Source organism: Paracoccus alkenifer (assembly GCF_900108405.1).
GTDB lineage: Bacteria > Pseudomonadota > Alphaproteobacteria > Rhodobacterales > Rhodobacteraceae > Paracoccus > Paracoccus alkenifer.
The window spans coordinates 144,346-156,262 of the sequence record NZ_FNXG01000003.1 but is presented as its reverse complement, the minus strand read 5'-3'; the positions used below and the strand labels follow the sequence as shown (position 1 = coordinate 156,262).

Sequence of the window (11,917 nt, the reverse complement as noted above, 5' to 3'; positions counted from 1 at the left end):
AGCAGGGCAATGCGCAGCGCCATCACAGCGCACCGCCTTTCATGCCACCTGTCCCGGCGGAATGGTCGAAGGCTTCACGGCCTGCCGTGACATTGCAGGCCAGCACATAGCGGGCATGATGCCCGGCGAACGGGCCGCCATGCGCTTCGGTGATGGTGTCGATTGCCACGCCCAGGCCGCGCAGGTTGTGGACATAGGCTGCCCAGCGCGGGGCGGCGGGGTTGCGGTAAGGGGTGCAGCCTTTTGGGCCTGCCGCAATCAGCGCCTCAAGCGCCCAGCGGTCGCGGCCCTTGGTGACAATCTCGCAAGGGGCATCGCCCACGTTGCGGATGGTGAAAGCCCGTGCGGGCCAGTGGTGTTTCGATTTCATGGTCGTGTCCCTCGCCTTGCGGGCAAGGGGGGCTGACGCTATAGGTCAGGGCATCAGAACCGCCGTAACGAATAGCGCCGTCGCCCCCTGTCCGGGCGGCGGTGTTTCGTTTCAGGCAGCGCGCGCGCTCGGGCGGTTCGCCAGCCATTCCGCAATTGCCGATTCCGGCCAGGCGACAGCCCGCGCCCCCAGCTTCACGGGGGCCGGAAACTCACCGGCAGCAATCTTTGCGTAGATGGTCGAACGGCCAAGGCCGGTTGCCTGCACCACGTCGGGAAGGCGCAACATTCTGTAACCCATGGGAAAACCCCTTTAGTTCCTGTTCGGGGTCGCCCGGCTGTTCATCCATCGTGGATAAATCAGGTTGCCAGGCGGCCATGTTTTTTGTCAGGAAGGGGCTGGAAGGGACCGTCTCAAAGTCTTTCCAACCCCGGCCCTGTGGCACCCGGCAAGGTGTTCACAGGGCCTTCCTGTTTCGGGCATTGCCACTACCAGGGGTAGTGGGTGCACCTGCCGGGATGCCACAAGATATTGTTTGTTCCCGATGTATTCTGATTGAAGCGTGCTCCCTGCGGTTTCAAGCATTTTATTTTTTGGCCGGGCGCACGCTTCGGTTGACAAATTCCGCCCGGTTGACCCGCTAACAGCCCGGAACGTCTTGGTTTCGCGGGGAAATCTGAATGGGGATGGGGAAATACTGCAAGAGATACAAGCTGATACCAGTGGACGTTCGCCGGTTTCCCGCAGTTCGTCCCAAGAGTCGCGCGCAGGGCGTCCCCAGCTTTTCCCAAGGGTGCCTGTCACACCAGTGTCGCAGTCTGGGCTACACTTTTGGTTGGTTATGACTTGCACGTCCAGTCGGTTCAGTATCGCTCCTAGGCACATTACCTCGCTTGAGAACCGGCAAATCTCTCCCTCACGCAATGCGCACCACCTTTCCGGTTGATTCGTTCGTGACATAGGCGGCCCAGGCGTTCATCAGGCGGCGGCGCTTGTCGAACAGGTCGGAACGGGAATAGGCGCGCTCGACCTCGGACCCGACAAGATGGGCAAGCGATGCCTCGGCCACCTCGCGCGGAAAGCCCGTTTTCTCCTGCGCCCAGGTGCGGAACGATGTGCGGAACCCGTGAATGTCCACGGGGAAGCCCAGCCCCTTCACGGTCTTTGATAGCGTCACATCGGACAGCGGGCGGCCTTTCTTCATGCCGGGGAACAGCCTGCCGGTGCCGCCGAACAGGGCGCGCGCCTCTTTCAGAATAGCGACGGCGCGGGGCGAAAGTGGCACCCGATGCGGTCGTTTCATCTTCATGCGGTCGGCAGGGATGGTCCACGTTGCCGCGTCCAGGTCGATTTCGTCCCACGTCGCGTCCCTCACTTCCAGGGACCGCATGGCGGTCAGTATCAGAAACTCGATTGCCCAGCGGGTTTGCGGCATTGCCCCACAGCCGCGAAGGGCGGTCAGGAAGTCGGCAACCTTGTCATAGGGCAGCGCCACCCGATGCGCCTGCACCTTTGGCACCTTGGGCAGCGCGGTCGTGATTGCATCCGCCGGGTTGTCCTGCCGCCATCCCTTTGCCACCGCCCATTTCAACACCGTGCCGATGCGCTGGCGCACCCGGCGGGCGGTTTCGTGCTTCACGGTCCAGATGGGCGTGAGCACCCCCAGCACATCGGCGGCGGTCACGTCCGAAACGCGAATATGACCGATGCGCGGGAAGGCATACATTTCCAGCGATGTGATGAAGTCCTTCCCGTGCTTCACGTTCCGCCATGTCGGCAGGTGCAGCCGGTGAACCTCGCGCGCAGCTTCCTCGAAGGTCATCACGGCGGCGGCCTCGCGCTTGTCCCGCAGGGGGTCGCCACCGGCCAGGGCTTCCTTGCGGTTGCGGGCGGCCAGTTCCCGCGCCTCGGCCAGTGATACCGACGAAAGCGGACCCAACCCCAGGTCGCACCGCTTACCGCGAATCGTGATTCGCTGCACCCAACGCTTTGCCCCGGACGCGGCCACCACAAGGAACAGCCCGTTGCCGTCGCCATACTTGCCCGGCGTCGACAGGTTCCTGATACCCGTTGCCGTCAGCTTCGCCATTCACCCCGCCCCACGATTTGTCCCACGCAGAATGTGGGATGGGGCTGGACTATGCAAGACACTACCGGACTACAGGCCGAAGATTTATGTAGCGATTGCAGGGGTATTTGGACGGCGCTGGACGGCTCTAAATCTAGGTTCGGTGGACCTCGGCTCCACCAGAATCAGATCGTCGTGGCGCTGATGTCCGGCCGGTTTGCCGCGGTCGATGTTTGCATAGAAGCAGTATTGCAACAGTTTTACCTGCAAATTGCGCAACATTTTTAGTATCCCGTTCAAGCAGCAGTTGTAAAGCGATCCTCAGGTTGTCTAGACTTGACCCGAGGCCGCTTGAATGAACGGAATTGCGCATGGCTGCTTTGTTGACCGGCATTCCCGCCGGGATATTATCTGCCCTCGTCGCCTGGTCTTTGGGCGTGGCGTGGTTCTGGGTGCTCGTGGCCTATGGGCTGGGCGGCGCGATCGGGTGTCTCGGTATTGCGGCGATCAGCTGGTGTCTTCACTCTGGCCGGTTGACGCGGCGGCACGCGGCGGTCGCAGGCGGCGGACCGCGGCTGGCGCCTGCCTCGGTTTCCAGCCGGGATCAGCTAGGAGAGCCGTGATTTCAGCCGAGCGTAGGCTTGCGCCGCTCGCGCAGCGTCAGCCACAGGTCCGAACTCAGCCACAGGATCGCGATCGTCCATAAATCGACCGCCAGCCGGAACGGGATGGTCCGGGGCAGGGCGCCGGCGACCGCATCACCCAGCACCGACAGCATCACACAGGCGACAAAGGCCAGCAGGCCGCCGCGGCCGATCCGCGCCAGCATCCGCCCGGGCGGGCTTGCCGCCATCCAGCCGAACGCCCCCGCCAGCGGCACCGCCACCAGCCAGCTGGCCGCGATGATCGCGACATAGCGGGCCCCGGCCAGCGACCATTTGTCCACCTTTCCCAGCGCCTGCCACATCGAATCAGCCAGGCGCTTGCCCTCGGGGCCCAGCCGCCACAGTGCCACCATCGCCAGCGAACCCAGCGTGATTGACGTTGCCGTGAGCGTCAGCCAGCCGGAATGGCGCCGCAGCACCGGCATGAAGCGGTGGCGGAATGCCCCCATTGCCACGCCGCTGTAAAACAGCAGCTGCCAGCCAAAGGGGTTGAACAGCAGCCCACCCTGCACCCGGTGGTTGGGCAGCATGGCGTTCACCGGCACCGCCACCCACCACAGCGCCAGCGAGCCCGCGGCAAACACCCATGGCCAGCGCAGCAGCAGCGGCACCAACACCGGGGCCGAGGCCAGCAGCACCACATACAGCGCCAGCACATCCAGCAGGTTGGGTTGCAGCCACATCACCGCCAGCACCGCGGCGTAACCCAGCGGCGCCTCGATCACCCATTCGGCATAGCGGTTCCAGATCGCCTTGTGCGGCAGCCCGGCGTCCAGCAGCAAGCGCGACAGCAGCGCCAGCAGGATGCCGCCCAGCACCAGCGCCAGCCACACCTGCCCCGCCCGGCGGGCAAAGCGCCACTGCGCAGCGCGCCGGCCCGATTCGGATTCGACCTTGATCCACACCAGCCCGACCAGGAACCCCGACAGCAGCACGAACAGCTCGGCCGCGTCGTAAAGCGCGAAATTCGTCAGCGTCACCTGCCGCAGATAGCCCAGCGGCATGTGGTCCAGCATGATGCAGACCAGCGCGTAGCCGCGCAGCATGTCCAGCGCCAGAACCCGCTTCATGCCGGCAACGCCGCCCAGCGTTCCAGCAGCGCGGGGTCGGACAGCAGCGCCGCCTGTTCGGCGCGGTCAAGAAACGCCAGCGCCTGCGCCTGCGATTGCGCCGCGGCGATCTTGGCCGCGGCCGAGATCGCGGGCAGCCGCTCGGCCGGCGGCGCCACGGGGACCGGAGGCAGCAGCGCGACATGGCGCGCCATCGCCTGCGGGTCGCGGCCCAGCAGCGCGGTCGAGCCTTCGGCCTGGCGCAGCCGCCGCGCATGGGCGACGGCGGCGGCCATCACCTCGGGCGGGTTGCGTTCCTCGGGGGTGACCAGCAGCCCCGCCATCCGCGCCCAGCGGCCGAACACCGGCGAGGCCGTCCAGCGCGAGATCGCCGGCGACAGGATCAGCCCGGCCAGGATCGGCGACAGCCAGATCCCCAGCCCCGGCGACAGCATCGCCACCACCACCAGCGTGGCCAGCCCCGACACCACATGGACCCCGTGGCGGCGCAGCACCAGCCCCCAGGGCGGCATCACCCCCTTGCGCACCTGGCTTTCCCAGCCCGAGCTGCGGCCTTGCAGGATCTCGGCGATCTGGCGGGTCTGGATCAGCATCTGCACGGGCGCAATCAGCGCCGACATCACGGTTTCAAACAGCGCACTGGCCAGCACGCGCGAGCGGCCGCCGGCGTTCGAGGCAAGCGGCCTGCTCCATGCCCGGATCACCGCCACCAGCTTGGGCAGCAGCAACAGCGTCATCGAGGCGGCAAAGATCCAGATCATCCGCCGGGAATCAAAGGTCGGCCAGTCGGGGAACAGCTGGTAGCTGTGCGGGAAATATTCCGGCCGCGACAGGATCACATTGGCGCTCAGTGCCAGCCCAACCAGGATCATGGCCAGCCAGATCGGGCTCATCAGGAACCCGAGGATGCCGATGATGAAATGCACCCGGCTGATCGCGGTAAAGCCGCGCGCGCCCAGCAGCCGCAGATGTTGCAGGTTGCCCTGCGCCCAGCGGCGTTCGCGCAGCGCCATGTCCAGCAGGGTGGGGGGGCTGCCTTCAAAGCTGGCGCGCAGATCCCAGTCCAGCCGCACCTTCCAGCCGGCGCGGCGCAGCAGCGCGGCCTCGACGAAATCATGCGACAGGATCGAGCCGCCGAACGGGGGCGCGCCGGGCAGGTCGGGCAGGCCGCAGCAGGCGGCAAAGGCATCCACGCGGATCATCGCGTTATGGCCCCAGAAATTGCCGTTGTCGCCCGACCATGCGGCGACGCCGCGGGCGATGGGCGGGCCATAGACGCGGCCGGCGAACTGGATCACCCGGGCAAACAGCGTCTGCCCGCCGACCAGCATCGGAATGGTCTGGATCAGCGCCAGCGCGGGGTCGGCGCACATCCGCGCGCTCATTTCCGCGACCATGCGGCCGCTGACCACGCTGTCGGCGTCCAGCACCACCATCTGGTCGTAACGCCCGCCCCAACGGCGGATGAAATCGGCGATATTGCCGGGCTTGCGGCCGCTGTTGTCGGTGCGGCGGCGATACCAGACCGGCAGCGGGCAGGTCTCGCGCAGCGCGGCCACCGCCAGCGTCTCGGCGGCGAACACATCGGGGTCGTGGCTGTCTGACAGCACGAAAATCTCGGCCCGCTTGCCCATCCCCTCGGCCGCCAGCTCGTCGGCCAGGGCCCCCAGCAGCGCAAGGCTGTCGGCCGGGTCTTCGTGATAGACCGGCATCACGATGGCGATGCGGGCGGCGCCTTGGTTGTCGGGGGTAATCGGGGTCCGCGCCACCAGCCCCGACAGCAGCGAACAGAAGCTGAAGCCGATCCAGCCGAAAGTCAGGGTGAACAGCACCAGCAGCAGCCATTGCAGCGGCTGGATCTCGCTGCCAAAGACCACCAGCATCTGCCAGCAGCCGATGGCCGCAATCAGTGCGGTGCCACCAAAAACGATCAGCCGCGCGGCCAGCACATGCGGGCACGGAGGCAGGCGGGGGGCGGTGTCACCGCCCGGACCGGCGCCGGCGGGGGGCGGGGCACGGAAATCCTGCACCGGCATCGCCAGCGGCGATTCCGGCGGCACCGGCGGCATCGGGTCGGAACAGGGGCCGCACGGTTCCGGCACGCCGACCGATGCGCCCGACTGCGGCGTCGCTGCATCGGGTGCGGGCCGACCCGCCGGCGCGGTCGGTGTGTGGGACGGCGCGCGCGTCACCGCGTCAGTCCCTTGTCCAGCGGAACAGCCAGTTTTCGCTGACCGCATGGTCGTCGAAGTCCAGCCGCGCGGTCAGCTCGGCCAGATTGGCGCGCTCGGGGCGGAACTGGAACGCCAGCCGCATCAGCCCCTGTTCCGGCAGGCGGATCACATAGGGGTATTCCACCTTGCCGGCCGAGGCGCTGACCACCGCCACCGGGTCGGGCTGCCCCTCGAACGCCGCAAGGTCAAAGTCGATGACAAAGCTGCGCGCGCCCTCGGCGTTGACCGCCCGGCCGGAACGGGTCTGCACCACCTGCGCGACCGGAGGGCCTTCGCCGGGCCGGGCGCCGAAATGCTGCACATAGGCGAAATCATGGCGGACGCCTGCCGCCAGCGGCTGCGCCGGGCGCCAGAAGGACACGATATTGTCGTGAAATTCGGAATGCAGCGGGATCTCGACCAGCACCACCGAGCCTTCGTCCCAGCTGCCCGCCGGCTCGATCCAGGCCGAGGGGCGCAGCTCATAGCGCGCCTCGGCGTCCTGATACGACGCGAAATCGCGGCCGCGCTGCATCAGCCCGAACCCATGGGGGTTGCGGTCGGCAAAGGCCGATACCTGCAACGTCGCGGGGTTGGCCAGCACCCGCCACAGCTGCTGCCCGCTGCCGGTCAACATCTGCAACCCGTCGCTGTCGTGGACCGCCGGGCGATAGTCGTCGAAACTGCCGCGGTCGCCCGGCCCGAACCAGAACATCGAGGTCAGGGGCGCGATCCCGACCTCGGCCAGGTCGCGGCGCGGGATCAGCGCGGCGCGGGTGGCGACCAGCGTGTCGGTGCCGCCGCGGATCACGAACTCGAACGCGCCGGCGACGGAACGGCTGTTGAGCAGCGCGTGGACGGTGACGGTGCCTGCGTCGATGTCGGGGGTGTGGATCCAGAATTCGTCAAAGGCGGGAAATTCCTCGCCCTCGGGGCTGGCGGTGCTTAGCGCCAGCCCGCGCCCCGACAGCCCATAGCGGTTGCCCCGGCCAAGGACGCGGAAATAGCTGGCGCCCTGAAACACCGCCAGCTCGTCCAGATAGCCCGGCCGGTTCAGCGCCGAGCGCAGTCGGAACCCCGACCAGCCCATGTCGCCGGGCGGCATCTGCGCGGCATCGGGCGGAAAGCTGCCGGCGTCGAAGTCAAAGACCGAAGGGTCGAAGGGCATCGGCCGCGCCACGCCGCTTTCCACCAGATTGATCCGCACCGGGCGGGTGAACAGCATCCCCGGCGGCAGCAGGTCCAGACCAAAGCCGGGAACCTCGCCCCACGGATCGGCATCGCGGCGAAAGCGGACAGCGCGATAGGCGTCATAGCCCAGGTCGGCAAAGGGCGCGGCCAGCGTGGACGGAGGCTCGACATAGGGCGCGCGCGCCAGGTCAGAGGCGATCCGCGCCACCTCCTCAAAGCCAAAAGGATCGGGCGCGGGTTCGGGGGCGGTTTCCAGCCCCGGCTCTTGTGCCGCGGCCATATGCGGGATCGCCGCGGCGCCCGCGAATGCCGCTGTCATGCTGCCCAGGAAATAACGCCGCTTCACTCGAATCCTGCCTGCAATTCCACAACCGCCCGAGACCATTAGTGAATGCCCCCTGCCGCCGCAAGATTGCCGGGGCACCGCCTTGCCGGCGGCAGCGATGTGCCGTCGCAACACTGTCCGACCGGCGGGTTTCCGCCGGCCGTCGCGGGTCGCTGTATCCTGCCCTAATAGTCGCGTTCGTAGAAGATGCCGATGGTGCTTTCGCCCTCGCTCGTGACCGAGCCGCGCGCGGTCACCGCGTCGTTCACGTCAAGGTTGAGGTTGATCCGCGACTTGCCCTCGGCATCGACCGAAACATCGCTGTAGAGGTTGCGCGACAGATAGCGCCCGGCCCGGACCGAGATTTCGCCGTTCTCGTCGGTGGTCAGGTCAAGGTCGTCCAGCCCGGTGGCGTTGCGCAGGTTCCCGACCAGCCCGGCCCCGCCCTTGCCGGCCAGCACCGCCACGGCATTGGCCAGCTGCGCCGCTTGCAGCGCCGAGATGCTGTCCAGCCCGCGCCCGAACAGCAGCTGCGACAGCACCTCTTCCTCGGGCAGGCCGGGGTTGGATTCAAAGCGGATTTCCGGGTCGCGCAGGTCGCCGTCGATGATGATGCGGGTGGTGATCGCGTCGCGGGTGGTTTCCGCCACCAGCCGCAGCACCGGCACCATCGAGCCTTGCAGCTCGATCAGCCCCTCGGTCAGGGTAAAGCGGCGCCCCAGCAGGTCGACGCGGCCGCGGATCAGTTCCAGCTGGCCGATGGGGATCATGTTGCGGGCCGTGCCGGTCAGACGGATCTGCCCGCCCAGCTCGGCATCGACGCCGCGGCCGCGGACAAAGACCTGATTGGGCGCGTTGATAGTCAGGTCCAGCCGCGCCGGGTTGGCCGGCGGGGTGGCGGCGGGTGCCACCATGCCCGCCATGCGCGCGTCGGCGCTGGCAAAGGGCAGCAGCCCGGCCTTGGCCCGCGTGGCCCGCACCTCGGCCGTGTCGTTGCGATGCACCATGTCGGGGATGGGGCTGCCGCCAAGGCTGCTGGTCGGAATGCGGAACTCGGTCGGGCCAAGGTTCACCACGCCCGTGACCAGCGGGCCGTCGGCGGGGTTGCCGGTGATCGAGACCGCGCCGTCCACGACAGTTTCGTAAAGATTGGGGTCGCGCAGCACCACGCGCTGCAACACCGCGCGCAGGTCAAGGATCGGCGCCCCCCCGCGCAGGTCCACCGGGCCGCTGACCCGCAGCGTGCCCCCCGCCGCCACCGCCGCGGTGGCGTCGATGGACACCACGCCCCCCGCGATGTCGGCGGTGCCGGTCAGGTTTTCCACCCGCAGCCCAAGGTTGGGGTCGGCCATCCGTGCCCCCGGCAGCCGCACCTGCCCCGAGATGTTTTCCAGCGCCGGACGCCCGTTCAGCCGCAGGTCGAAATTCACCGGACCCTCGACCGAGCGAGTGCGCAGCATCGGGTTGACCAGCGCCGCGTCGCTGACCCCGGCCACGCGGATGTCGGCGGTGGATAGATCGGCCGCCGCGATGCCTGCGATGGTCGCGCGGGTGCCGCCCGGCGCAGTCGCGGTCAGGTCCAGCCCATAGCCGTTGCCGTTGCCTTGCCGCACGCTGCCCGTCACCGTCGCGGGACCGGGCAGCCCCGGCACCAGCAGCGCCAGATTGGACAGCGAGGCATCCAGGTTCATCGCCTGCACCGTTCCGTCCGCGCGGATGTTCAACTGCCCGTTGCGAAGATTCAGCCGCTGAATGGCCAGCGGGCGGTCCTCGGGCATCAGCGCCGCAAGGTCGAACAGGGTCGAGCCGGCCAGCAGCAGGTCGGCCTGCGCGTTGCCGGTCCGCAGCCCGTTGGCCGACCCGTCCGCGGTGATCCGCCGCCCCTCGGGCGTGTCCACCAGCCGTCCCGTCGCCGTGACCGAGCCGCCGAATCCGTTGCCCAGAAACGCCAGGCTGTCGGCGCGCAGCTCGGCTGCGATGTCGCTGCTGCCGCCCCCCAGCGTGCCTTGCGCGCTGGCGTGCAGCCGGGCGTTGTCCAGCACCGCCTGTTCCAGCGTCACCACGCCGTTTCGTTCCGCGCCCCGCAGGGCCAGCCGCGTTTCCCCGGCCAGCGCCGCATCGGCCTGCGCCTGCCCCAGCGACAGGTCGCGGCCGGTGCCGTCCAGCTGGAACAGCCGCTGCCCGGTGCCGTCGTCGCGCAGGCTGCCGTCCAGTTCCAGCGCCCCGCGCCAGCCGCGCCCGAATGCGGCGAGCGAGCGGATCTCGGCATGACCGGCAAGATCCGCGACGTTTTCGCCCCAGACCCCGGCGATATTGGCGGCCATCTGCGCGTTGGTCAGGCGCAGCTCGTCGATTGTGATCACATCGTCGCCTTGCAGCGCCGACAGGCGGAAATCGGTGGTGCCGGTCAGCGCGCCGTCCAGGTCCTGCTGGCCCAGCCGCAGGTCTTCGCCGGTGCCCGTGACCTCGATGCGGCGCGCACCGGCCTGCCCGGAGGCGCGGGCGGTGGCGTGCAGCGCGCCGGAAAACTCGGGGCGCAGCGCGGTCAGGCGGGGGATGTCCAGCGTGAACTCGGCGTCGAGTTCTTCGCCGAAGCTGCCCTGGCCCTGGGCGGTGATCTGCGGGTTGCCCAGCCGGAAACGTTCGACCTCAAAGCCGCCCCGGCGTTCCTGCGCGACCAGGTTCAGGTCGGTGCGGCCCTGCAATGCGCGGTCCAGTTCGGCAATGCCCAGCACCAGATCCGCCGCCTCGCCGGTCAGCGTCACCCGGCGGGCGCCGGGGGCGCCGGTCACCGCGGCCTCGGCCGCGAGCGAGCCGGCCATGCCGGGATCCGCGTCGGTCAGGCTGGCCAGCCGCAGCGAGGCCCGCAGGTCGGTCGCGACCGACCTGAGCGTCCCCTGCGCCTGCGCCACCAGCCGCTGCGCATCGACCGACAGCTCGCGCAGCTCGATCCCCGCCTCGTCGCGCCGGGCGCTGGCGGTGATCGTCGTCTCGCCGGCCAGAAGGCGGTCGAGCTGTTCCTGATCGACCGTCACGTCCAGCCCGTTCACGGTCAGCTCGGCGTCAAAGCCGCGCGACAGAACCGTGTAAAGCCCGGAAATTTCAGCCGAAATCTGTCCGGTCAGCGGCCGCCCCGCCAGTGTGGACAGATGCGAGGCATCCTCATACGCCGCATCCAGCGCCCCGGAAATGGTGATGCCCGACCGCAGCCCGTCGGCGCGGATGTCGCCGAACAGCCCGAAATCGCGGCCCGACAGGCTGAAATCGACCAGTTCCAGCGCATTGCCCGGCGCAAATTCAAAACCGGCATCGCCGCGGATGTCTGGCCCCAGCGCGGCCTGCAACCCGGGGTCGGCCAGCGCCAGTTCGCGCGCGCCAAAGGTGATGTGGCCCAGCACGTCGCGCAGTTCGTTGCCGGCCAGTTCCACGGTGCCGTTGCCGTTCAGCAGCAGCCGGCCGATGTGGTTGCCGCCGGTTTCAAGATCACCGATCCGCCCGCGCAGCGTCCATTCGTCGCCCTGTTCCGCGTCATAGCTGATCTGCAACCGCCCCGAGCGGACCTGCGGATCGCCCGGCAGCGGCAGGCGCACGGGCAAGGTGGTGGCGCCCGCGTCCTCGCCCAGCGTCATCAGCACGACCAGCGATTGCGGCGCGCCCTCGTCGCTGATCCGGGCCGAGCCGGTCAGCTTCAGCGCCTGCGTGTCGATCATCAGCGCCGGCAGCGACAGCCGCCCGTCCTCGCCCCGCCAGCCCTGCGCCAGCAGCAGCGATTGCGGCCCGAAAAAGGCGCGGTTTTCCGGCGGCAGCAGGCTGGCCACGTCGCCGCTGAGCTCCAGCCGGAACCCGGTGCCGGGGGCGCCGTCTTCGCCCGGCTCTGCATGGGCTGCGGCGGTGCCGGTCACCCGGTCCTGCCCGTCGGTCGCCAACCGGAACCGCGCCGCAAAATCGCGCAAGGGGCCGCTGCCGTGGATTTCCGCGCGCACCGAGGGCCGGTCGTAAAGCCCGACCAGATTGG

The 11,917-nt window shown here is 68.4% G+C and carries 8 protein-coding genes; 1 reads left to right on the top strand and 7 read right to left on the bottom strand.

What is annotated here, in order from left to right; translation table 11 throughout:
- Positions 1-22 precede the first annotated feature (22 nt).
- From BLW83_RS09085 to BLW83_RS09075, 3 genes are all read right to left on the bottom strand, one after another.
- Positions 23-370: a winged helix domain-containing protein gene (locus BLW83_RS09085; protein ID WP_218139107.1), complete on the bottom strand. Its 348-nt coding sequence runs from the start codon at positions 368-370 to the stop codon at positions 23-25.
- Positions 371-481: 111 nt separating this feature from the next.
- Positions 482-658 carry a helix-turn-helix transcriptional regulator gene (locus BLW83_RS09080; RefSeq protein ID WP_245728745.1) on the bottom strand — a complete coding sequence of 59 codons (177 nt, stop codon included), beginning with the start codon at positions 656-658 and terminating at the stop codon, positions 482-484.
- Positions 659-1,286: 628 nt separating this feature from the next.
- Positions 1,287-2,459 carry a tyrosine-type recombinase/integrase gene (locus BLW83_RS09075; protein WP_090847868.1) on the bottom strand — a complete coding sequence of 391 codons (1,173 nt, stop codon included), beginning with the start codon at positions 2,457-2,459 and terminating at the stop codon, positions 1,287-1,289.
- A 350-nt stretch (positions 2,460-2,809) separates the two neighbouring features.
- Here BLW83_RS09075 and BLW83_RS09070 point away from each other — a divergent pair, with 350 nt between their 5' ends.
- The gene (locus BLW83_RS09070; RefSeq protein ID WP_090847866.1) at positions 2,810-3,061 is read left to right on the top strand and encodes a hypothetical protein; all 252 of its coding nucleotides are present in this window, start codon (positions 2,810-2,812) and stop codon (positions 3,059-3,061) included.
- A 2-nt stretch (positions 3,062-3,063) separates the two neighbouring features.
- Here the strand turns inward: BLW83_RS09070 and opgC are convergent, their stop codons facing one another.
- The 4 genes from opgC to BLW83_RS16085 all read right to left on the bottom strand — a co-directional run bounded on the left by opgC (position 3,064) and on the right by BLW83_RS16085 (position 9,254).
- Positions 3,064-4,173, bottom strand: coding sequence for an OpgC domain-containing protein (gene opgC, locus BLW83_RS09065; protein WP_090847864.1), 1,110 nt, complete (start codon positions 4,171-4,173; stop codon positions 3,064-3,066).
- Positions 4,170-6,242, bottom strand: a complete 2,073-nt coding sequence (mdoH, locus tag BLW83_RS09060) for a glucans biosynthesis glucosyltransferase MdoH (RefSeq protein ID WP_090847862.1) — start codon at positions 6,240-6,242, stop codon at positions 4,170-4,172. Before mdoH ends, opgC begins: the two co-directional genes overlap by 4 nt.
- A gap of 127 nt (positions 6,243-6,369) precedes the next feature.
- Positions 6,370-7,896 (bottom strand): OpgD/OpgG family glucan biosynthesis protein, encoded by a 1,527-nt coding sequence (locus tag BLW83_RS09055; RefSeq protein WP_090848158.1) that lies wholly within the window; start codon positions 7,894-7,896, stop codon positions 6,370-6,372.
- A 191-nt stretch (positions 7,897-8,087) separates the two neighbouring features.
- Positions 8,088-9,254, bottom strand: a complete 1,167-nt coding sequence (locus tag BLW83_RS16085) for a translocation/assembly module TamB domain-containing protein (protein ID WP_425433946.1) — start codon at positions 9,252-9,254, stop codon at positions 8,088-8,090.
- Between the last annotated feature and the right edge of the window lie 2,663 nt (positions 9,255-11,917).

Coding starts and splice junctions, on each gene's coding strand:
- BLW83_RS09080 (WP_245728745.1), bottom strand. CDS start 658: ATGTTGCGCCTTCCCGACGTGGTGCAGGCAACCGGCCTTGGCCGTTCG.
- mdoH (WP_090847862.1), bottom strand. CDS start 6,242: ATGCCGCCGGTGCCGCCGGAATCGCCGCTGGCGATGCCGGTGCAGGAT.
- BLW83_RS16085 (WP_425433946.1), bottom strand. CDS start 9,254: ATGGCCGACCCCAACCTTGGGCTGCGGGTGGAAAACCTGACCGGCACC.
- BLW83_RS09070 (WP_090847866.1), top strand. CDS start 2,810: ATGGCTGCTTTGTTGACCGGCATTCCCGCCGGGATATTATCTGCCCTC.
- BLW83_RS09055 (WP_090848158.1), bottom strand. CDS start 7,896: ATGACAGCGGCATTCGCGGGCGCCGCGGCGATCCCGCATATGGCCGCG.
- BLW83_RS09075 (WP_090847868.1), bottom strand. CDS start 2,459: ATGGCGAAGCTGACGGCAACGGGTATCAGGAACCTGTCGACGCCGGGC.
- opgC (WP_090847864.1), bottom strand. CDS start 4,173: ATGAAGCGGGTTCTGGCGCTGGACATGCTGCGCGGCTACGCGCTGGTC.
- BLW83_RS09085 (WP_218139107.1), bottom strand. CDS start 370: ATGAAATCGAAACACCACTGGCCCGCACGGGCTTTCACCATCCGCAAC.